This is a genomic window from Pseudovibrio sp. FO-BEG1 (assembly GCF_000236645.1).
Lineage (GTDB): Bacteria > Pseudomonadota > Alphaproteobacteria > Rhizobiales > Stappiaceae > Pseudovibrio.
Window position 1 is genome coordinate 2,751,439 of sequence record NC_016642.1, and the last position, 21,642, is coordinate 2,773,080.

The window sequence follows — 21,642 nt, forward strand, 5'->3', positions numbered from 1 at the left end:
TTTCTTTATTGTTCGCGCCAGACACAGGCGCACCTATCAGAAGGCCTGACTTAAACCAATATAGACCGCAAAGGGCGGGTCATTGCGTTGAGGCTCCAACGGAACGCCCACATCCAGCCGCAGCGGACCAACAGGCGTGAAGTAACGCACACCACCACCCACGCCGACACTCAGCGGCTCATCAAAGTTTGGGAACTGGGTTGAGTAAGCCGCACCTGCATCAACAAACCCAACCAGCCCAACGGTTTCAGTAATGCGTGTTCTGACTTCACCATTGAACAACACAAAGCTGCGGCCCCCGGTGACTTCATCATTGATGCGAGGGCCAACGTTTTTATAAGCATAGCCGCGAATGGTGCCACCACCACCAAGGAAGAAGCGTCGTGCAGCAGGCACTTCCTGAACGGCTGGCGCAATGATTGCACCAGCTGAAACCCGGCCAGCTAAAACAACACGATCTGTGCCAACAATCGGCAGATAGCTTGCAATGGAGCCTTGAGAATATAGGTTCTCAGTATCGCCAAGTACGTCATAGGCCGGTTCAAAGAACAGCTTAGCTTCAATGCCGTGGGTTGGGTTCAGCGTGTCATTGCGCGTATCAAAGGTCAGATCTGCGGGGATACCGAGCAGGAAGTAATCGTTGTTGCCAAACACATCCCGTTCATTGGCAAAGTAAACCTCGGCTCCAATCCGTCCACTCAAGGCCGGGGTGAAGTCGCGTGAGAGATAAGCGTCATAAGCGAATGATGTACTGCGGTAGTTGTCTGGGTTTTCCTGTACTGCTGCCACGCTCGTTGAAAACGCTGTTAAAGGCCCAATTGCACCCGGTTTTTCGAAGGTGATGCGAGCCGCATATTCAATCTGCTCATTGTTAACAGCAAGCAATTGCCCGACAGCGCCAGTAACTGAAAGCCTCTCGGCTTTGCCAAATAAGTTGCGATGACGCCAGTATCCTTCAACGCCAACACCTTCGTTGCTGGAGTAATTTGCACCAAGCCCGAAGACCTTTCGAGGGCGTTCAGCGACAACGATCGTGACTGGTAACTCTCCATTTGGATCGAGCTGATCGGCAGGTTCAAAACGTATGCTGGAAAAGACTTCCAGATCGCGCAACCGGCGTTGCGCTTTCGATATGACGTTAGCGTCCCACTGCGCTCCCTGAGGAAGGTTTGCATACGTGCGAACGAACTCCGGATCCATATTGACTGTACCAGTGACTGAAACCGGACCAAACTTGGCATAGGGACCGCTGTTAACATGCAGTTTGACCTTGAGTGCACGATTGGCATGATTGGCCAGCAGCTGCCGGTCAGCAACCTTCGCAAACGGATAGCCCTCATCTTTCAGGAAACTGACGGCCTGACTTTCTGCAGTAAGCACCTTGGCAGAAAGTGCTGGTGTCCCCTCTACCAAGCCAAGTGTCTGTGCATCTGGCAAATCGAGGCCGTTTTTCGTGGCGGGTCCTTCGTAAGAGACTTCAGCCGAGCCAAAGTGGAACTGCGGTCCGCGATTAACAGCCACGAGAACAGGGATGGGGCGCTCAGTTATCTTTTCAGGATGCAAGATCGCCTGATTAAGGGGCATACCTGCAACTTCGATCTCAACAAGCGCACCATAATAGCCGTCTTCATAAAGCTTACCGATCAGGCGCTCAAAGTCCTTTGTCGCACGAGCAAGAACACCACTTGCACCAGAAGGCAGTTTTTTGACGTCCTGAACCAGAAGGCTAACGGATTGCAGCTCTTCTTGCACGTCACTTGGTGCTTCCTCATCCTCACCATTGACGCGAAACTCTACAGTGTAGGGGGTTGGGTCTGGAACGCCCACATTCTGATCTTCATCACTCTCGGCTTTTTCGCCCCATAAATGGTATCCAAAAAGCTCAAAGGCATGAGTGGGAGAGGCGGAACTCAGAGCAAGGAACAGGCACGCAAACAGCACAAAAAGCCGCGGCACCTTAAAAGGCCACGCCAAACCAGAGGCAAAACTGCCTCGCTTACTTGTTTGCTTGTAAAGCAACTAGGAAAAGCTCCCACAACCTTCAAATATGCAGATTATTCTCAGCTCAAAAGCTCTTGGGATTAGCTCTGAGAGAATCTGCGCACGCGATAATTAAAATTCGCATGACTTGCCCTTTGAAAGCAAACCGCAATTGTCACCTCTGTGGTAACAGCACTGAAAAATGGGGCAAGGATTTGGAGAGTTGGAAAGATCCCGGTGAAAAAGTGCTTCACCGGGACAAATCGATCAGATTTCTTCGTCAGGACGACCAATACAGGTGTAGGAGAAGCCGTGTTTTTCAACTTCTTCTTTACCATAGATATTCCGAAGGTCGACAAGGACCGGTGAAGCCATCTCTTCTTTCAGGCGACCAAAATCAAGAACGCGGAATGCATCCCATTCAGTTACAATCACGAGGGCATGCGCATCCTTTGCAATCTCATAAGCGTTGCTTCCGAAAGTCACATCATCCATGAGCTCAACCGCAGCTTCCATGCCTTCTGGGTCGTAAGCGTGAATGTCAGCGCCTTTGTCCTGCAGCGCCTGCACAATAGAAAGGGCAGGGCTGTCACGCATGTCATCTGTGTTTGGCTTAAACGTAAGACCAAGAATAGCGATCTTCTTGCCACGCACATCACCGCCAACAGCTGCAGCCACTTTCTTGGACATGGAGCGTTTGCGCTGGTCATTGATAGAACAAGTGGTCTCAATCAGACGAACAGGGCTGGAGTTGTCCTGTGCGGTTTTAACGAGAGCGAGCGTATCTTTCGGGAAGCAGGAGCCACCATAGCCAGGACCGGCATTCAGGAATTTGGAACCAATGCGGTTATCAAGGCCAATACCACGTGCCACATCCTGAACATTGGCACCAACTGCTTCACTCAGATCCGCAATCTCATTGATGAAGGTGATCTTCATCGCCAGGAAGGCGTTACCAGCGTACTTGATCAACTCTGAAGTACGGCGGCCGGTAAATAGCAGCGGAGAGTGATTGAGATAAAGCGGGCGATAGACTTCAGTCATAACCGCTTTTGCGCGCTCGCCGGAAAGACCAACCACAATACGGTCCGGGCGTTTAAAGTCACTGATCGCAGCTCCTTCACGCAGGAACTCTGGATTGGAGACCACTTCGAAGTCCGCATCTGGATTTGTCTGGCGAATAATACGCTCAACTTCATCACCAGTTCCAACAGGAACAGTGGACTTTGTCACAACAACGGTGAAGCCATCCAGTGAAGATGCGATCTCTTCTGCTGCGGCATAAACATAGCTGAGATCAGCGTGTCCATCACCACGGCGGGAAGGGGTGCCAACGGCAATGAAAACAACGTCTGCTTTACGCACAGGTTCTGCAAGCTCTGTAGTGAAGCTCAGGCGCCCAGCCTTAACATTGCTTGCAACAAGTTCTTCCAGTCCCGGCTCGTAAATTGGGATCTCACCGTTCTTCAGTTTTTCAATCTTGTCTTCTGCTTTATCTACGCAAATGACTTCGTGACCAAAATCAGCGAAACAGGTGCCTGACACCAACCCCACGTATCCGCTGCCTATTACTGTAATTATCATTGTGTCTCCTGCACGAGCCGACCGCTTTTGGGTGTGCAAATAGGTTTGTTAGAGTTGAAACGCAATAGTACATAACCTGAGATGAAACACATCCCACAGTTAGGTATAGCCCCCTGATAAAGAGGTATCCTTGCCTGAAAAAAGAATGACATTGTGGTAAAATTGTAGTCGAATTGTGACGAGTATAAGAGAGTAATGCACCCTGATTTATCTAAACTTCTAGGAGAATACATTTCTTTTATAAGTAGGAAAATAATGCCTACTAAGAATTGAATGGTTAATATGTCAATTTAGATAAAATTACATTAGTCAACTCAATTACTGTAATAAGTATAAGTACGCCCGTTTTTCTCATATTTCGAAGCTTATTTTGATTCTACTCCTTGCATATGCAGATGCTAACTTAAAATTGCTAATAGTTTATCCCAAGGATTTTTCGCGTTAAACGGGAACTCAAATATGGAGAGGATGTGGCAAAAATATGCCTCTCTGCTTTTTGTCCTACAAAATTTAAAGGTATAAAAATTTGAGGGTGAAATGCATCATTTTCCGAGAAACGGCAGAAAACAGCACCTGTAAATTGAATTAAGATAAAATTGTAAATAAAGTTTATTCTTATTTTCTATTATAATTACTATAGTTTTCTGTAGGGTTTTACTTGGTTTTGAAGGTAAAAAATCTTCAAGAGAAATTGACAGAATGTGTTTCTCTGATTTACCAGCGATATATTCATTTGGGAATGAATGGGTTGGGGTTATGTATTTAATTGTTGATGAACAACAGCTTGTAACCGATGGGTATGCATCTGGATTTGAGCGCGAAGGCATCTCGACAAGCGGCTTTAGTCCGGACGACTTTCGGGATTGGCTAAATACTGCGCCTGATACAGAGTTTGAGGCCGTCGAGGCCATTTTGATTGGTGAGATTGGTGAGCGAGATAAGTTTTCTCAGATTATTCGCCGTAGATGCTCACAAAAGCCGGTTTTGGTTCTAAATAGCAGTCCAGTACTTGAGCAGACCTTGAAACTGTTTGCTGCTGGTGTTGATGATGTTGTCCGCAAGCCGGTCCATCCGCAGGAAATCCTTGCGCGTGTAAATGCGATCAAGCGTCGAACAACAAACCAGAGCATCAATGTTGAACTGGGTGATCTGACAGTCTACTTCGATGGAAGGGATCCAGAGATCAAAGGCAACACGCTTGCATTGCCACGCAGAGAGCGTCGTATCCTGGAATACCTTGCGCAAAACAATGGTCGCCGTCTGACAAAAACTCAGATCTACAACTTCGTTTATGGAATCTTTGAAAGTGAAGTAGACGAGAACGTGATCGAAAGCCATATCAGTAAGCTTCGCAAAAAGCTGCGCAGTCAGATGGGATACGATCCCATCGATTCAAAACGCTATCTTGGCTACATTATCAATTCGCTGTAACAACAAAAAAGGCTGCATTTGCAGCCTTTTTTGTTGTTCAGAGTAACTCAGCAACTCTTATAGTAATTGTGCCAGTTCGTTGAAAGCATCCTGGCTTGAGGGTGCGTCTAAGCCCTGCACAAGCGCGCTATAGATTTTAGGGGCGATCTCAATAGCCTGATCTAAGAGCGGGTCTACGCCCTCTTTATAGCCGCCCATCATGCGTAAATCTTTTGTATCCTCGAACTTGGCGATCATAGCCTTGAGCTTCGTGATAAGTTCTCGCTCTTGAGGAGACCAGCAACTCTGTGCAAGGCGTGAAATGGAGCCAAGTACGTTAACAGCTGGATAGCGGCCTTCCTCAGCAATATGCCTGTCCAGAACCACGTGACCATCCAACAGGCCACGAATGTTGTCGGCAACTGGATCGTTGTGATCATCGCCGTCCACGAGAACGGAGAAGATCGCAGTCATCATGCCGCTACCTTCAATTCCAGGTCCTGCGCGTTCTAGGAGGAGAGGGAGCTCGGAAAAGACGCTTGGAGGGTATCCTCGCGAAAGAGCCGGTTCACCTGCTGCAAGCGCCACATCACGCAATGCATGCGCATAGCGTGTCACGCTGTCGACAATAAGAAGAACGGACTGCCCTTGATCTCTGAAGTGTTCTGCAACAGTCATCGCAGTCTTTGGAGCAAGGCGCCTCATCATCGGGCTCTCGTCGCCCGTGGCAACAACGACGACGGACTTTGAGAGTTGATCCCCAAGGGTCTCTTCGACAAATTCACGCACTTCACGACCGCGTTCACCAATCAGGCCGATCACAACCGTATCGAAGGAGTTGCTTCGGGCAATCATGGAAAGCAGCGTAGATTTACCGACTCCAGAGCCTGCAAAGATACCAAGGCGCTGTCCATGGCAAATTGGCGTAAAGAGATCGAGGACCCTCACGCCAGTCAGTGCAGCGTCTTTTACACGCGCTCTATGAACCGGGGGAGGGGGGAGATTGTTGAAAGACGCAAGCGTAGGTCCTTCAGCCATTGATCCCAGACCATCGATAGGATGCCCAAACGCATTGATGATGCGCCCTCTCCAGCTGTTGTCGGGGTAGAAGCTGAGTTCACCGCAGCGTTTGACTTTGATGCCCAGTCCAAGATCTGATCTGGACGCATAAGGCTTTACGAGCACGCTATCCGGTTCAATTCGGATGACTTCGCCAAATTCTTCACCGTTGTTGCTCATATAGGAGACCTGATCTCCTAAGTTGACACCGCCGGAAAGGCCTTTAACTCTGAGGTGATTAGGGGTGACCTCACAGAGGGTCCCACTTATCTCAATATTCCATGAACTTGATGGAATCTGAGCGGTAAGTTCCTGAATGCGCGCAAGGGCGGTCATAAACAACCTATTGAAGTGTTAGCTGTGTGCAATCGTATTGCGATGTCGTTCCTGCAACTGCTTAAGCAGATCTTCAGGGAGTAAATTTCGAGCATCCTGAGAGAGCTTCTCTACAGTCGGGAGTGTTGAGGAGCCACTTGGATCCTCAGAGGCTTCATTCACCTCTGATTTACCGGCAAGCGCTTCAATCAGTTTATCTTCGCTTCCCATAGAAATTGCTTCAGCCGATGCGATATCGCCAAACAGTGGTGGTATTTCTTTTGACTGAACCGGAAGAATGGGTGTCCCTCGTTGCAAAGAGGAGGTCATATCCGGTGCAGGTTGTGGCATAGGTGGAGGAGTACTGATCTTCTGCTCAATGACATTCAAAGCTGTGGCTTTTTCAGTCTTAGCATTTTCAGCGTCCAGTACACCAGTGATCTTCATTTCAGCGATATTGCCAGCAACAAGACCAGCCATACCAAGTGGACCAGCAATCATGCCATAAAGAGAGCTGCCCGCGACGCGTGAGCGAACAGACGCTTCGTCACCAGTTATCTCTCGATAAAGCGTGTTGACACCGGGAATATGCTGCAGGGGATTGATAATATCCAGTAGCTCTCCAAGGCTAAAGGGCTCAGAAGATGACTTCTGATTGACTTCAGGCGGGTTGGTTCGATCATCGCCGGATGAGGCGTTGATTGACTGTACTGGATTTATCGCCATTAGCCTTCTCCCAGCTTACGAATAGTCTGTTGCCGGATGCTTTCAACGCTCTGCATCATCGAGTTAGTGCTTTCAAATGCACGGGTGATGGTGATGAGCTTTGTGATCTCGGAGATAGGATTGATGTTGGCACCTTCCACAAAACCCTGAGCAAATCCATTCTCAGCAAAGTCCAGAACAGGTTCTGCAATCGCATCTGGAATGACGCCAGAGTTCCCGGTTCTGCTCAGTTTTGCATCTTCGGGTATAGAGAAGAGGCCAAGAACACCAACCTGACGGCCTTCCTGATAGATCGTTCCATCCTTGGAGATCTCTGGTGGGCCGCCCAGTGGGTCAAGAATAATAGGTGCATTGCCGCTATCAAGAACTGGGTTGCCCTCAATGCTACGCAGGATGCCGTCTACGCCTATCTGGAAACGGCCATCCCGGGTATACGCTACGCCATTGCCGGTCTGAATGCCGAGCCAGCCAGATCCTTCGATTGCAACATCCAGAGAGTTCCCTGTCTGCTTAATGGCACCAGCCTGTCTGGAGATGTAATTCTCACCAGTAGAAGCGAAGGTAACAGGATCTTTGCCAGGGCGTTTAACGAGGCTGTCGAACTTAACTTCGTCCGCCCGATATCCCGCAGTTTCCATGTTGGCCACATTACGCGCAACGGTTTCCAGCCTCCGCTCAAGAGCCATTTGGCCGGAAAGGGAAACATAAAGAGAAGGGACGACCATAGTTAAGTCTCCAGATCCAAACGATAAAATCCGCAGAATTCTGCAAGCTTGGATCGCTGCTGCTATGCATAAAGCATGTACAGAGGCGATCAAAGCAAACCTATCTGCACTCAAATACGCGTAGAGAATGCGTCAGATGGCTTGTCTGAAGCTGTATGACGGATTGCGCAGGTTTGTTTTTCTGCACGCCAGCTTCGGACAAGTAAGCCTCGCTACCACAAACTAAGAAAAGTGCTTGTCCGGTAAGTGTGTGGAGCGCAAATTGAATATTCTAGTTGGCCTCGTGATCGTTATTGGATCAATAATTGGTGGTTATGTTGCTATGGGTGGCTATATGAAGGTGCTTTGGCAACCTTTTGAGCTGCTGATTGTTGGTGGAGCTGCCTTCGGTACCTTTGTGGTGGCTAATACCTTTAAGACGATTAAGGATACCGGCCGCGGTATTCATGAGGCTTTGATGAATGCAAAGCCGAAAAAGCGTGATCATCTGGATACGCTGAGTGTGCTTTACGGGCTTATGCGAACCCTTCGTGCAAAGGGTCGTAATGATGTTGAGCAAATCATTGATAATCCGGCGGAATCTGAGCTGTTTCAGCGTTTTCCGCGGGTTCTTGCTAACGTCTCTCTGACAAGTTTTATCTGCGATTACTTCCGTCTTATTATCATTGGTAATGTGCGTCCGCATGAGATCGAAGCTCTGATGGATGAAGAGCTGCATACTCTTGGTCGTGAAGAGATGAAGCCTTACCAGGCTCTCAGTATTGCTGCTGAAACTCTTCCAGCGCTCGGTATTGTTGCAGCGGTGTTAGGTATTGTGAAGGCGATGGGCGCTATTGATCAGGAGCCGGAGATTCTTGGTAGTCTGATTGGTGCGGCTCTGGTGGGCACATTCCTGGGTATTTTTCTTTCCTACGGCATCGTTAGTCCGATCGCGGTGAAGATCAAATCAATCCGTGAGCAGCGCTACCGGCTTTACATTGAGGTTAAGCAGACGCTTCTCGCATTCATGAATGGTGCGGCGCCTCAGATCGCACTTGAGCATGGTCGTAAGACAATCGGTGCTGATGATCGTCCGACAATTGATGAAGTTGAAGCTGAAACTATGAATGCTGGTCCTGTGACGTCCGCAGCTGGGAGTGAAGGTTGATGGAGCCGCAAGATCTGGAAGTAGGTGATGAGGTTATTAGTCCTCAAAACGCCAAAGTTGATTTGCCTTCGCGTTTGCTGGATGCAGCAGGTTTGGGTGTCGATCGTCTTCCAATGCTTCATGTGGTCTTCGACCGTATGGCGCGACAGTACATCGATACGCTTCGCCAAATGGCGGCAACCGCTCCTTACTTGGCTGTTCAGTCTGTTTCAAATGAGCGAATTGGAGATGCGCTTGAGCAGTACGAAGATCGTGCGGTAGTTGCTGTTCTTCATGCTCAGGAGTGGGATGCACGCATTCTGCTTGGCTTTGATCGCACCTTTATCTTCTCCATGGTCGAAGTCCTGCTTGGCGGAGATGGGGAGGAGGAGCCGTTTCTTGAAGATCGCTCTCTGACTAACGTGGAGCAGCGTCTCGCCTATCGCATGTTTGAAGAAGCAGCGACTGCGCTTGAGACAGCTTTCGAGGCAATCGCGGATACGTCTTTGAAAGTCGAGCGTCTCGAAAATCGTATGGAGTTTGCGCAGACAGGTCGTAAGAGTAATCCTTGCGTACTGGCAAAAATGACGGCTGAGATCATTGGTCGTGAAGGCGAAATCTTCATCATTATTCCGCAGTCAGTCCTTAATCCGCTTCGTGAAAATCTGACGCAGGTTCTTTCTGGTGAGGTAGCTGGTCGCGATACACGCTGGACCAAGCAGTTCCAGCAGGAAGTACAGCGGACTGAAGTCAAGCTCACTGCTATCCTTGAAGAGCAGCGTATGACGCTGGAAGAGGTTGCGCAGTTCGAGGTCGGACTTGTTCTTGAGCTTAATGCTACGCCGAAAACTGCCGTTCAGCTCGAATGTAATAGTCAGCCATTGTTTAACTGTCGCCTTGGGCAGGTTGCAGGATCTTACACTGTGCGCGTTGAAGAGTTGATCGAGCAGGAAGGGGAACTTCTCGATGATATCTTATCTAATTGATGGATTTTTACTTTTTGCTCTTTTGATCACCACTTGGCGCGTCGTTGTGATGTACCGTCAGCTGAAAAGGCTTTCGAGTTATCATGAGGAGTATCAGCGGATTTTTGATCAGACCTCTGAGGCGATGGATAACATCGGTCTGTCTTTGCAGGAAATCCGCGTTCGTGGCGAAGAGATCTTGAGTAATCTTGGTCAACGTATCGATGAAGCGCGGGAGGCGACCGTCGATATCTCTGGTGTGATCCTTCAGGCGCAGACTGAAATGAAGGCGCTTCAGGAACACATTGAGTGGTTGAGCAAGAAGAGTGACGAAGTCGGTATCAGTATGGATGATGCGCCACCGCGTCCAGGTGGAGACAGGGGGCGTAGGTCTGGTCGCGCTGCAAAACCAGCTGCCACGCGCGCTAAGCAGAAGCAAAAGCCGGTTTCAAGCGCGTCCTCAAATGCGGCAGCTCTGCTTCTTGCTGGTGGGTTAGGTAAGCCTGCAGCGGAAGAGAAGGCTGAGAACACTGCGGTGTCGGCAATTGATAATCAGAACGTCAGAGTAAGAAAAGTTTCTTTCGGCCAGAGCGCCACATTCCGATCTGTAAATGTAAAGGACGACGAAAGTCCTGAGAAGGAGAATGATCCGCAATGAGCAGCTCAAATGAAATGAGTGATGAAGCCCTCGCACTGCAGTGGGAAGCAGCTGCTTCTGAGGCCGAGATGGACATGGATATGGCAGCTCCGGCTGCGTCTGCCCAGCCCGCGGCTTCTGCGCCAGAGAAGGGCGTCAGCGATGAAAACGTTGATCGTAACCTTGATGCAGTTCTCGGTATTCCTGTCGATATGCAGGTAGTTCTTGGCTCTGCGACCATGCCAGTGGCAAGCTTGCTGAAGCTGGGTCGTGGTGCGGTAATCCCGCTAGATCACCGTGTTGGTGAGCCGGTCGATATCGTTGTGAATGGTCGTACCGTGGCGCGTGGCGAGATCGTGGTAGTTGAAGATGATAACTCCCGATTTGGCGTTTCGCTGACCGAGATCGTAGGTGCAAAAGGCAACTACGCCTAATCTCACCTGAGCTGTGCTTGATTTATATGTGTATCCGAGGCGCGTAGAGAATGAACAGTGTTGTTCCAGCTGAAATGGGAAGCGTCATTTCCAAAAAGAATGGCCATCAGAAAGCAGCAGCTTTGCTGTTGGCTATGGGAAGTGACAAGGCAACTCGTGTTCTGAAGCATTTCGATAATGATGAAATGCGGATGATCATCCGGGCTGCAGCTGATCTGGGCACAGTTCCTGCCAGTGAACTCGATGAGTTAATTGAAGAATTCATCGAGTTGTTCTCAGGCGGGGTCAACCTGTTCGGCACAGCAGAAGGTGCGGAAAGCCTTCTGAAGGGCATTTTGCCAGAAGACCAGGTCGCAGAAATTATGTCGGACGTTATGGGCTATTCCAAGCGTTCGATTTGGGACAAGGTCTCACAAATCTCGGAGCATGTTCTTTCTACTTATCTTCAGAAAGAGCACCCGCAAACGGCAGCAGTTATTCTTTCCAAAATCTCTGCCAGCGGCGCAGCGCGTGTGATTTCCCAGATCCCGCGTAGAAAGCGTAACCAGATTGTCCGCCGTATGTTGACGCTGAAGCCAATCGTGGAAGATGTCATGGAGGAGGTGCAGAAGACGCTGCACGAGGACTTCATGGTGAACTTCGCAAGAACCGTGGGTACAGATGCTCACGTTCGTATGGCTGACATCCTCAACAAGATGGAGCGTGACGATCTTGAAGATACATTGGGCAATCTGCGAGAGGCTCTGCCAAAATCCGCAGAACAGCTCGATGCACTGCTCTTCACCTTCGACGATATCCAAAATCTGGATCTGCGTACCAGAACTGCCATCTTTGATGATGTTACCAGTGAAGTTATCACAGCAGCTCTTAAAGGCACCAATCCAGAGTTCCGTCAGGCTATCCTTGCAAGTATGGCCTCCCGTGCACGCCGTATCGTTGAGAACGATCTGGCTTCCGGTGAGCCTATGACACAGCGCGAAGTTATGGATGCGCGTAGAGCGATCACCGACCTTGCTCTGGAAAAAGCCAATGCGGGTGAGATCGATCTTGAGATCGGACGTGGAGAAGAGGTCTACGTCTAAAGCTTCGGCATGACTTTCTAAGTTTGTCAGACCACCTTGAGAAGCGGCAGGTTTCATGTCTGAAGATCAGGATCCCGATAGCAAGACCCAGGAACCCACGGAGAAAAAGGTCCGTGATGCCTTGGAGAAGGGTAACATCCCAGTCTCCAAGGAAGCTTCTGTGCTTGCCTCAATGCTGGGGCTTCTGCTGATCCTGTCCTTTATAGCTGTCGATAAGGCGCAAGGGCTCGTGCAGTTTCTGAAATGGTTTCTCGATAACCCTGGTGAAATCAGTTTTGTCAGCGCGGCGGAGCCTCTTCAGTTGATGTCTGCTGTGGCGTTTGAGTTGGTCTGGTTTCTTGGTCCGATCGTGGCCCTTCTGATTTTCTTTGGTTTGGCTTCATCTTTTATGCAGAACACGCCGCGACTTGTGCTTGATCGGATTGAGCCAAAGCTCAGCAAAATCTCATTGAAGAAGGGATTTGGCAGGCTTTTCAGCGTCAACGGCGCTATGGAGTTCGTGAAGTCTCTCTTTAAATTAGTGACAGTCATCGTTGTTGCTGCGTTGGTTTTGAAATCGCAGCAAGCAGTCGCGCTAACTTCCATGTACAGCGATCCAACTCAGCTGCCGCAGCTTATTTTGTCTGTTGCGATGACGTTGCTCTCCGGTATCTGTGTAGCCACCATTTTCCTGGTTGGCTTCGATTTGGTTCTCGCCCGGTTCCAGTGGCGTAAGAACCTGCGTATGTCGCATCAGGAGCTCAAGGATGAGTTTAAGCAGGCGGAAGGTGATCCGCTGATCAAAGCCCGGTTGCGTTCTCTTGCGCGTGACAGAGCGCGTAAGCGTATGATGTCATCCGTGCAGGATGCGACAGTCGTTGTTGCAAACCCAACCCATTTCGCCGTTGCGCTGTATTACGAGCGTGACGGTGACCAAGCTCCGCGGGTTGTTGCAAAAGGGCAGGATATTATCGCCCTGAAAATCAAGGAGCTTGCCTATATTCATGATGTTCCGGTTGTTGAGGATCGACAATTGGCACGTTCACTGTATGCCGCCGTAGAGATAGATCAGAGTATTCCAGAAGAATATTATCGCGCGGTAGCAGAAATTATTTCATATGTTTATTTAAAGCGCTAAACACTTAGGTGAAGCGCATTTTCGCCTTGCGAGGGTAACTTTGTCGATTAAGACCACTTTGAAGAATAATGACTTGCCAGCAAAGTCTGAAGATGTCCTGCGGGAAGCCTTAATTGCAAACGCGATGAAGCCGATTGCCGCTGAACTGCGGCTTTGTGACTTGTCATCGCTTGCTCGTCATATCCTTTCCAATGAATCTGCAAATCTCACTGATTTGCTGGAGTCCTCAACGGAGCTTTATTTCAAGCCAGAAACACTGATGTATGCGGGGACGTCCTCCATTGATTTGAATTGGAACGGGGACGTGACGGTTTGTCTGCATATGAAGTTCACCAATGAGGGTGTGAGCGTTATGTTCCACCTGTTCTTGTTGGCATTAAATTCAGCTGTTGATGTGAAATTTATCGCTTTTGATCAGCCTTCTGATGATCCACAGGAGAACACAAAACGGCTGGAAACTGCGCTTTCAGATGCGCGCCTAAACTCCTAAATATAATTTTTACGTTTTATTAAGTTAAAATTTTAAGATAAAAAGATATACTTGACTAACTAAGTATATCTTTTTTGCTTTTCTCGGAAATATTGATTCCACCAGCTACGGACAAGATTGCGCTGCTATCCACTTTGAGCAGTTTTTGTAGTGGAGTGGAATTTTTGGAGCCCGTATATCTTTTTAGTTTGGTTTCGCGGCAAAATTCTTGGCTGTCAGTTCGTCAGTCAACAATTTCCGAAAATATCGCGAACGTTGATACTCCTGGTTTTGCGAGTAGGGATGTCGAGCCTTTTAAGGATGTCCTGGACAAAACCAGTATGCAGATGGCTGCAACGCAAGCCGGTCACATTAGCGAAGATGGAACGAACTCTCGTCGTGTTCGCGTGAATGATGGTGAAGCGTGGCAGGTGACGGTTTCCGACAATTCCGTTTCCCTTGAGCAAGAGCTGATTAAGTCAGGTGAGGTCGCTAGGCAGCACTCGCTTAACACCCAATTGGTTGGGTCCTTCTACGGTTTGATGAAGTCCAGCTTAGGGAGATAAGTTTTATGATTGATCCACTTGTAGCTTCTCTGAAAATTTCCTCCTCGGGTTTGAGGGTTCAGTCGCAACGCATGCGCATTGTTTCTGAGAACTTGGCGAACGTTCAGTCGACTGGTGATACCCCTGGTGCAAACCCATACCAGCGCAAGACCATCACTTTTAAAAGTGAGGTAGATCGTGCGCTTGGAGCTAATCTTGTTGCTGTAAAAAATATTGGCTCAGACAAAGGTGATTACCGTGTTGAGTTTGATCCATCGCACCCGGCTGCAGATGAAAACGGCAACGTAAAATATCCAAACGTTAATACTCTGATTGAGCTTGCAGATATGCGTGAAGCCTCCCGTTCTTATGAGGCCGGTCTGCAGATGATGGTGAAATCCAGAGAAATGATTACCCGTACAATTGATTTGCTGAGGAGTAGGTAATGGCGGATCTTTCGGCGTTGAGCACAGTATCTCGCGTATCGATGTTTACCAGTGGCGTAAATGACGTTTCTTCTACTGCTCGCACCCGTCAATACCTGGTTGGTGGTCCTCAGGATGCTCAGGCGACACAAGGCGTTCAGGGTAGTTTTGCCGATACAATGGCGGGCGTGGTTCGTGAAACCGCAGGCGATCTGAAAGCTGCTGAAGCAACTTCTGTCGCTGCTGTGCGTGGCGAAGTTTCTGCTCAAAAGGTGGTTGAAGCCGTAATGAAGGCAGAGCTTTCCTTGAAGAGTGCAGTTGCTGTGCGTGACAAGGTTGTTGAGGCCTATCAAGAATTCTCTCGTATGAGCATCTGATTGTTTGAGAAAAGGTTTTACTCATGAAAGCTCTTGCTATTGCTGCGACGGGTATGTCTGCTCAGCAGAAAAACCTCGAAGTTATTTCCAACAACATCGCAAACATGAACACGACTGCGTTTAAAGCATCCCGTGCAGAATTTTCTGATCTTCTTTATCAAATGGATCGTGCAGCTGGTGTTTCTAATCGCGGCGGCGCAGCTCCAGTTCCAGAAGGCATTCAGCAGGGCTTGGGTGTGAAGACTGCAGCTGTCCGTAAGTTGCATGCACAAGGTGCTCTACAGCAAACCAATAACGCTTTCGATCTTGCGATTGACGGTCAGGGTTGGTTTGAGATTACAGGTCCTGATGGAGAGGCACTTTTCACTCGTGCAGGTGCTTTTAACGTGAATGGTGAGGGTGCTCTTGTCACGCTCGATGGTTACGAAGTCCAGCCTGGTATTACGGTTCCGATTGAAGCTGTTAAGGTGACTGTCAATGAAAGTGGCGAAGTTTTCGCAACTTACGCTGATGGTAATCCAGCAACAAATATTGGTCAGCTGAGCCTGACAAGTTTTGTGAATGATGCTGGTTTGAAAGCAATCGGCGGCAATCTGTTCCGTGAAACTGAAGCCTCTGGTGCGCCAAATACCGGCATCGCAGGTGAGGGGCCTCTTGGCGTAATTCGTCAGGGTTACCTTGAAGGTGCCAACGTTGATCCAGTGAAGGAAATCACCAGCCTAATCAGCGCACAGCGCGGCTATGAGATGAACTCCAAAGTTATTCAGGCTGCCGATGATATGGCTGGAACCGTATCTAAGGGCATTCGCTAGGGCCTGAGCATGATTGCCTCAAAGCGCCTCCCTAAACTGGCATTGCTATTATGCTGCGTGCCGCTGGTAATTACAGCGGCATCAGCAGCAAGTCGGCGCGAAGTTGTAAAGCTTCCTGTGCCGGCCATGATGATCTACCCGGGCGATAAAATCGAAGAAGGAATGCTTCGCGAGCACGGGTTCTTCAAAAAGTCTGTTGCGCAGCTTTCGATTGTCAATCGGATGCAGGACGTAGTTGGTCTGGAGGCGCGACGTACTCTTTTCCCTGGAAAGCCTATCCCAAAAAACGCAGTTCAGGATCCGGTTGTTGTGAAACGCGGTTCCTCTGTTCTGCTTGTGTTTAAGGAAGAGGGGCTGGAGATTCGCGCCATTGTTGAGGCGCAGGAATCCGGGGCAATTGGTGCAAACATCAGGGCGCGTAACCCTGATACTGGTTTAAGTGTTTTGGGCAAAGTGCAGGAAGACGGATCTTTGCTGGCTGAAGGAGAATAAAATCGTGCGTTCTGTAGGCCGTTCTCTGGGAGCAATGTACCTTGCTTTTCTTGCATTGTTTTTGTCATTTGATAGCGCATCCGCGCTCGTTCGTATCAAGGATATAGCTGACCTGCGCGGCATGCGTTCAAACCAGCTTGTTGGCTATGGTATTGTGATCGGCCTGAACGGCTCTGGCGATACCATGCGTAACTCTCCTTTTACTGAACAATCCCTGCAATCCATGTTGGAGCGTATGGGCGTGAATGTTCGTGAAGCGAACTTGAGTTCACGAAATGTAGCAGCAGTTGTTGTAACGGCTGAGCTGCCTCCATTCATTGGCAACGGTGCGCGTATTGATGTTTCTGTTGGTTCCTTGGGAGATGCAAAATCGCTTCAGGGCGGTACATTGCTCGTGACACCTTTGATGGGTGCTGATGGTAATGTGTATGCAGTAGCGCAAGGCTCTGTTTCAGTTTCTGGCTTCGCTGCAGAAGGTGATGCGGGTAGTTTGACGCAAGGCGTGCCAACCGCTGGTAACGTTCCAAACGGAGCTCTCATTGAGAAAACGCTGCCGGACTATTTCTCCTCTATGCCGCAATTGGTTCTGGAACTTAAAAATCCAGATTTCAAAACCGCTGTACGCGTGACTGATGCAATCAATGCATTTTCTCTGAACCGCTATGGTCTGAAGCTTGCGAGTGAGCTTGACTACAGATCTGTCCAGGTGCAACGCCCGGCTGGTATCAGTTCAGTGCGATTTATTTCTCAGATCGAAGGCCTGATGGTTCAGCCTGATACGCCCGCTCGTGTTGTTGTCGATGAACGTACAGGCACCGTTGTTATTGGTCAGAACGTTCGGATTTCAACAGTTGCGGTGACACACGGTAATCTGACTGTTCGTGTCTCTGAGCGTCCGGAAGTCTCTCAGCCGAATCCGTTTGCGCAGCAGGGTGAAACGACTGTTGTGCCACGCACAGACATCGACATTCAGCAGGAAGATGGTCAGTTGCAGCTGATCGGTGGTACCGACTTGCAGACCTTGGTGCGTGGTTTGAACCGCATCGGCCTGAAACCAAGCGGCATCATCGCAATCCTTCAAGCGATCAAGCAGGCAGGGGCTCTGCAGGCAACTCTCGTGGTCAAGTAAGACAGCACGGCAGTTGGATAAGCCACGGGCAAGCTTGTGGCTTCAATGTACCGCTAAACCTATTGGAACTGAGTTGTAATGCCTCTCTTAAAGCTCTCTAAGAAGACGTTCTTTCCCCTTAAGTGTGCAGCGGTGTCTCTTGGTTTGTGCATGTCACTTGCCTCTGCAAGCGCACAAAAAGCTGAAACTAAAACAGAAGATCTGAGCGCAGCAATTGAGCAAGCGAAGAACTACTGTGAAGCGATCGCTGATCAGGCAAAGGATGCTCGGATTGCATGGCAGATGCGGGCGCTCTTTGATGTTGAGCATCAGATGAAAGCTAAAATCACGGAGCTCGATGCTAAAATTGCCGAACTGCGCAGTTGGGTGCAGCGCCGTGATGAAATCCTGCAGAGAGCTGAAGGACATGTCGTCGATATTTACGCAAACATGCGCCCAGACGCAGCTGCACTTCAGCTGACGTCTTTGGATGATGAGACTGCTGTTTCTATTCTTCTTCAGATGAAAGCGCGTAAAGCAAGTTCAGTTCTCGCTGAACTCTCTTCTGAGCGTGCGGCTTACCTGACTGACATGATGGCAGAACTTACAGCTCGTAAAGCCGGCAAACTGAATATGGGAGTTTCACAGTGAAGCGCACCTTGGTATGCATTCTCGCCGCAATTACGCTCACTGGCTGTAATGCCATGAAGAACGTCGGCAAGGAGCCGCATCTGACCCCGTTAGGGCAGGGGCTTCAGCCAAGTGTTGCAAGCCTTCCGGCAACTCCTGCAAAGAGCAGTGGGCGCAGCAATCGAGCGTATCACGGCCTCTGGGCTGATGGCGAGCAAGACTTCTTCCGTGATCCGCGTGCAAAACAGGTTGGCGATGTGCTGACTGTCGCGATCAAGATCAAAGACAAAGCAAAGCTTGATAACTCAAGCGAGCGCAAACGTGACTCCTCTCGCTCTACTGGCCTTAAAGGTGCATTTTCCTGGGCTGGCGTAGATTCCGGCGAAGCAGACGTGAGTGTCTCTGGCACAGGTGCCACCGCCAGCAAAGGCGAGGGTGCAATCGATCGAAGTGAAGAGATTGATCTTTCTATTGCTGCTGTTGTGACCAAAGTGCTTCGAAATGGAAATCTAATCATCTCTGGCCAGCAGGAAGTGCGAGTGAACTATGAAGTTCGCGTTCTCTCAGTTGCAGGTATAGTTCGTCCTGAAGATATTACAGGTCGTAATACCATTCAGTACGACAAAATCGCTGAGGCGCGCGTTTCTTACGGTGGCCGTGGCCGCATGACAGAAGTGCAGCAGCCGAGCGTTGGTCAGCAAGTTATTGATATCATTAGCCCGTTCTAAGAGAGGCTCCGATGGCTATTAAAGCTCAATTGCCAAAGCCGCAGTTGCCAACCTCCGAGAACTCCTGGGTGAGTGTCGCGATAGCTGCAACAGTTGTTACTGTCGTTGCAGGTGCTGGTGGTATGGGGATCGGCTCAACGCTCGTTGACCAGGTTCACAGCAAGTATCTGGAAGAGCAGAAAGCCAACAGTGGTGCTCTGATCAATCCAGAGTACACCGAAAGCAGTCAAATCGTTTCTCTTAAACCGATCGTGACCAACTTGCTCTCTTCTTCCAAAAACTGGATCCGCATCGAAGCATCTGTTGTACTTATGCAGCGTGGCATCGAGGAGCAGGATCATTCGCTTTTGGTGAAGCAGGTAGAGCAGGATCTGTTACTCTACGCGCGTACGCTTGGTCCTCGTCAGTTGGAGGGTACGCGTGGCTTGCTGCGTCTGAGAGACGATCTCAACGAACGCGCTAAGATGCGTGGCGGAAAATTCGTGAAAGAACTCGTACTTGAATCCGTGGTGATTCAGTGATGCGTTATCTTGCGTTTTTTACGGGTTTTCTCAGTTTATTTGCGTTGTTTTGGGTGGCTCCGGCCTCTGCGCAGGAAATCAACCTAAGTGACCTGCTCCCAGCAGGGCAGGCATCCGCAAGCGGTCGCATTATCCAATACGTCATGATCCTGACGGTGCTATCTTTGGCGCCAGGTATCCTGATCATGGTAACAAGCTTCACCCGCTTCGTAGTGGCTCTGTCTTTCTTGCGTTCCGGTATCGGTCTTCAAACGACACCAGCAAACATTATTCTCATCTCGCTGGCTCTGTTCATGACTTTCTATGTCATGGCACCAACTTTTGATGCCGCCTGGAAGAATGGCCTCCAGCCGCTCATCAAAGAAGAGATCTCTGAGGAAGTTGCCTACGAGGAAATGACGAAGCCCTTCCGGCGCTTTATGTTGGATAACGTGCGTGAAAAAGATCTCGTTCTTTTCGATGATCTGGCCGTCAGTGCATTTAACTATGAAAAAGATGCGCCAGTAGAAGAGTTGGACCTCCGTGTCCTCATTCCAGCCTTCATGATCTCCGAACTCCGCCGCGGTTTCGAAATAGGCTTCCTGATCGCCTTGCCTTTTGTCGTCATCGACATGATCGTAGCAACAATCACCATGTCCATGGGCATGATGATGCTCCCACCGACTGTTATCTCGCTCCCCTTCAAGGTGCTGTTCTTCGTCCTGATCGACGGATGGTACTTGCTAACGGGCGGGCTAATAAGGTCGTTTACATGACGTTAAGCATAAAGAGCCCCAATGAGGGGCTTTTTTCTTGCCTACGTAAAAGAGTCAGTTTCGCGTAAGTTAAGTGAGTCATCGTTGGCTTCTGTTACAGGCTTTGACTATTCAAAGTGCATGATGCAATTCTGTAACTCCGGCAATTTGATCCGGAATGTCCCATTTCTTCTATTAAGGGACAATTATTATGTCTTCTCTTTTGACTAACTCCTCCGCAATGGTTGCTCTTCAGACACTGAAGGGTATCAACGGCAGCATGGCGGAAACTCAGAACCGTATCTCCACCGGTATGCGTGTGAGTGATGCGTCTGACAACGCGGCTTACTGGTCCATCGCAACAACCATGAAATCAGACAACAAAGCCCTAAGCGCTGTTCAGGATGCTCTGGGTCTGGGTGCTGCAACTGTAGACGTTGCCTTCACTGCAATGGACAAAGCAGTTGACGTTGTTGATGAAATCAAAGCTAAGCTGACCACTGCTAAAGACGGAACCGTCGATAAAGGCAAAATCCAGGCTGATATTGAACAGCTTCAGGAGCAGCTGCAGACGATCGCTTCTTCTGCAAACTTCTCCGGTGAAAACTGGCTGCAACAGGACAAGGCTGCTGACAACCTCAATAAAGAGATTGTTGGTTCCTTCACCCGTACCGCTGATGGTCAGGTTGAAATTCAGAACATTGACGTAGATACAAGTTCTATTGTTCTGGTTGATACCAATACTGATGCGGCTGCAAACAGCGGTATTCTTTCACAGCAGTTTGGCGCTATTGACGGCAATGATGTCGATCCGGCCCACATTATTGTTGGTGGTAACATCAATATCTCCGGTACTGTTGCAGGTGGAGATTTCGCCGTTACCTTTGAAGATGGTGCAGGTAATACATACGAAGGTCTTGAAGCAGATGCGTTAGAGGCATTGGTCGTAGATTACTACAACGGACTTGGTACGGATCCTGCTAACGCTGCTGCTATTGCTACTGCGCTTGATGCAGGTGGTCCTTTGAACACACAAGCCGCTGCAATTGAGACTAAGTTCAACGAGCTTGCTGAAGACAACATTCTTACTTTTGATGTTGGCGGTCTGACAGACTCAGTTGAAGATAAAGCTATCCTGAATGCGATCTACGAGCGCGTTGATGCGACGCTTCAGACCATGACTGATGCTGCAACCGACCTTGGTTCCGCTAAGGCTCGTGTTGACATGCAGAAGCAGTTCGCAAGTGATCTGTCCGATGCAATTGACCGCGGTATCGGTCAACTTGTTGATGCGGATATGAATGAAGAGTCTACTCGTCTGAAAGCGCTTCAGACTCAGCAGCAGCTCGGCATTCAGGCTCTGTCCATTGCAAACAACGCTTCTCAGAACATCCTCAGCCTGTTCCGTTAATCCGGAAAACTCTGAGAACCCTGGAAACTTTAAGGTCCCGGTTTGCCGCCGGGGCCTTTGTTTTGTAAGTTTGGTGGCTTTTGTGTCATATTTTATGTAAGTGTTCAGCTCCGCGTAAGTTACGTGAGTCATTATTAGGTTCTGTTACAGGCTTTGATTATTCAAAGAGCATGATGCAATTCTGTAACTCCGGCATTTGGACCCGGAATGTCCCAATTCTTCTATTAAGG

General features: G+C 49.3%; 24 protein-coding genes. 19 read left to right on the top strand and 5 right to left on the bottom strand.

Going from position 1 to position 21,642, the window contains the following annotated elements:
- Positions 1–36 precede the first annotated feature (36 nt).
- Together PSE_RS12630 and PSE_RS12635 are read right to left on the bottom strand one after the other, a co-directional pair.
- Entirely contained in the window at positions 37–2,019 is a 1,983-nt protein-coding gene (locus tag PSE_RS12630; RefSeq protein ID WP_208997929.1) for an autotransporter assembly complex family protein, read from the bottom strand.
- A 228-nt stretch (positions 2,020–2,247) separates the two neighbouring features.
- The gene (locus PSE_RS12635) at positions 2,248–3,564 is read right to left on the bottom strand and encodes a UDP-glucose/GDP-mannose dehydrogenase family protein (protein ID WP_041768429.1); all 1,317 of its coding nucleotides are present in this window, start codon (positions 3,562–3,564) and stop codon (positions 2,248–2,250) included.
- A 756-nt stretch (positions 3,565–4,320) separates the two neighbouring features.
- Between PSE_RS12635 and PSE_RS12640 the strand changes: the two genes are divergently transcribed.
- Positions 4,321–4,995, top strand: a complete 675-nt coding sequence (locus PSE_RS12640; RefSeq protein WP_008551907.1) for a response regulator transcription factor — start codon at positions 4,321–4,323, stop codon at positions 4,993–4,995.
- Positions 4,996–5,052: 57 nt separating this feature from the next.
- Here PSE_RS12640 and fliI read toward each other — a convergent pair whose 3' ends face one another.
- Genes fliI through flgF form a run of 3 tightly spaced genes read right to left on the bottom strand, consistent with a single transcriptional unit; the run spans position 5,053 to position 7,799 of the window.
- Positions 5,053–6,369 carry a flagellar protein export ATPase FliI gene (fliI, locus tag PSE_RS12645; RefSeq protein WP_014285225.1) on the bottom strand — a complete coding sequence of 439 codons (1,317 nt, stop codon included), beginning with the start codon at positions 6,367–6,369 and terminating at the stop codon, positions 5,053–5,055.
- 18 nt (positions 6,370–6,387) lie between these two features.
- Entirely contained in the window at positions 6,388–7,074 is a 687-nt protein-coding gene (locus tag PSE_RS12650) for a hypothetical protein (RefSeq protein WP_014285226.1), read from the bottom strand.
- Positions 7,074–7,799, bottom strand: coding sequence for a flagellar basal-body rod protein FlgF (flgF, locus tag PSE_RS12655; protein WP_008551866.1), 726 nt, complete (start codon positions 7,797–7,799; stop codon positions 7,074–7,076). Before flgF ends, PSE_RS12650 begins: the two co-directional genes overlap by 1 nt.
- Positions 7,800–8,061: 262 nt before the next feature.
- Here flgF and motA point away from each other — a divergent pair, with 262 nt between their 5' ends.
- The 18 genes from motA to PSE_RS12745 all read left to right on the top strand — a co-directional run bounded on the left by motA (position 8,062) and on the right by PSE_RS12745 (position 21,412).
- Positions 8,062–8,946 carry a flagellar motor stator protein MotA gene (gene motA, locus PSE_RS12660; RefSeq protein ID WP_008551824.1) on the top strand — a complete coding sequence of 295 codons (885 nt, stop codon included), beginning with the start codon at positions 8,062–8,064 and terminating at the stop codon, positions 8,944–8,946.
- Complete coding sequence (locus PSE_RS12665; protein WP_014285228.1) at positions 8,946–9,911, top strand: flagellar motor switch protein FliM; 966 nt, start codon at positions 8,946–8,948, stop codon at positions 9,909–9,911. Before motA ends, PSE_RS12665 begins: the two co-directional genes overlap by 1 nt.
- Complete coding sequence (locus PSE_RS26710; protein ID WP_014285229.1) at positions 9,892–10,548, top strand: hypothetical protein; 657 nt, start codon at positions 9,892–9,894, stop codon at positions 10,546–10,548. Before PSE_RS12665 ends, PSE_RS26710 begins: the two co-directional genes overlap by 20 nt.
- 68 nt (positions 10,549–10,616) lie before the next feature.
- Positions 10,617–10,961 carry a flagellar motor switch protein FliN gene (gene fliN, locus PSE_RS12675; RefSeq protein WP_371256390.1) on the top strand — a complete coding sequence of 115 codons (345 nt, stop codon included), beginning with the start codon at positions 10,617–10,619 and terminating at the stop codon, positions 10,959–10,961.
- A 50-nt stretch (positions 10,962–11,011) separates the two neighbouring features.
- A complete protein-coding gene (locus PSE_RS12680) occupies positions 11,012–12,043 on the top strand; it encodes a flagellar motor switch protein FliG (protein WP_008551790.1) in 1,032 nt (343 codons plus the stop codon).
- A gap of 55 nt (positions 12,044–12,098) precedes the next feature.
- Positions 12,099–13,160 carry a flagellar biosynthesis protein FlhB gene (gene flhB, locus PSE_RS12685; protein ID WP_014285230.1) on the top strand — a complete coding sequence of 354 codons (1,062 nt, stop codon included), beginning with the start codon at positions 12,099–12,101 and terminating at the stop codon, positions 13,158–13,160.
- Positions 13,161–13,200: 40 nt separating this feature from the next.
- The gene (locus PSE_RS12690) at positions 13,201–13,650 is read left to right on the top strand and encodes a hypothetical protein (RefSeq protein ID WP_208982429.1); all 450 of its coding nucleotides are present in this window, start codon (positions 13,201–13,203) and stop codon (positions 13,648–13,650) included.
- A 155-nt stretch (positions 13,651–13,805) separates the two neighbouring features.
- A complete protein-coding gene (gene flgB, locus PSE_RS26975) occupies positions 13,806–14,195 on the top strand; it encodes a flagellar basal body rod protein FlgB (protein WP_235861691.1) in 390 nt (129 codons plus the stop codon).
- 8 nt (positions 14,196–14,203) lie between these two features.
- Positions 14,204–14,620, top strand: coding sequence for a flagellar basal body rod protein FlgC (flgC, locus tag PSE_RS12700; RefSeq protein WP_054785332.1), 417 nt, complete (start codon positions 14,204–14,206; stop codon positions 14,618–14,620).
- Positions 14,620–14,976 carry a flagellar hook-basal body complex protein FliE gene (locus PSE_RS12705; RefSeq protein WP_041768432.1) on the top strand — a complete coding sequence of 119 codons (357 nt, stop codon included), beginning with the start codon at positions 14,620–14,622 and terminating at the stop codon, positions 14,974–14,976. The genes flgC and PSE_RS12705 overlap by 1 nt, the downstream gene beginning before the upstream one ends.
- Before the next feature lie 23 nt (positions 14,977–14,999).
- Positions 15,000–15,788, top strand: coding sequence for a flagellar basal-body rod protein FlgG (gene flgG, locus PSE_RS12710; RefSeq protein ID WP_014285234.1), 789 nt, complete (start codon positions 15,000–15,002; stop codon positions 15,786–15,788).
- Positions 15,789–15,797: 9 nt separating this feature from the next.
- Positions 15,798–16,280, top strand: a complete 483-nt coding sequence (gene flgA, locus PSE_RS12715) for a flagellar basal body P-ring formation chaperone FlgA (RefSeq protein ID WP_014285235.1) — start codon at positions 15,798–15,800, stop codon at positions 16,278–16,280.
- A 4-nt stretch (positions 16,281–16,284) separates the two neighbouring features.
- Positions 16,285–17,409, top strand: a complete 1,125-nt coding sequence (gene flgI / locus PSE_RS12720) for a flagellar basal body P-ring protein FlgI (protein ID WP_014285236.1) — start codon at positions 16,285–16,287, stop codon at positions 17,407–17,409.
- A 150-nt stretch (positions 17,410–17,559) separates the two neighbouring features.
- Positions 17,560–18,039, top strand: coding sequence for a MotE family protein (locus tag PSE_RS12725; protein ID WP_208997930.1), 480 nt, complete (start codon positions 17,560–17,562; stop codon positions 18,037–18,039).
- The gene (flgH, locus tag PSE_RS12730) at positions 18,036–18,746 is read left to right on the top strand and encodes a flagellar basal body L-ring protein FlgH (RefSeq protein ID WP_014285238.1); all 711 of its coding nucleotides are present in this window, start codon (positions 18,036–18,038) and stop codon (positions 18,744–18,746) included. The genes PSE_RS12725 and flgH overlap by 4 nt, the downstream gene beginning before the upstream one ends.
- Before the next feature lie 11 nt (positions 18,747–18,757).
- Positions 18,758–19,267 carry a flagellar basal body-associated FliL family protein gene (locus PSE_RS26715; protein ID WP_014285239.1) on the top strand — a complete coding sequence of 170 codons (510 nt, stop codon included), beginning with the start codon at positions 18,758–18,760 and terminating at the stop codon, positions 19,265–19,267.
- Positions 19,267–20,022 (top strand): flagellar type III secretion system pore protein FliP, encoded by a 756-nt coding sequence (gene fliP / locus PSE_RS12740; protein WP_008551779.1) that lies wholly within the window; start codon positions 19,267–19,269, stop codon positions 20,020–20,022. The genes PSE_RS26715 and fliP overlap by 1 nt, the downstream gene beginning before the upstream one ends.
- Before the next feature lie 190 nt (positions 20,023–20,212).
- Entirely contained in the window at positions 20,213–21,412 is a 1,200-nt protein-coding gene (locus PSE_RS12745; RefSeq protein WP_014285240.1) for a flagellin, read from the top strand.
- Positions 21,413–21,642: the final 230 nt, after the last annotated feature.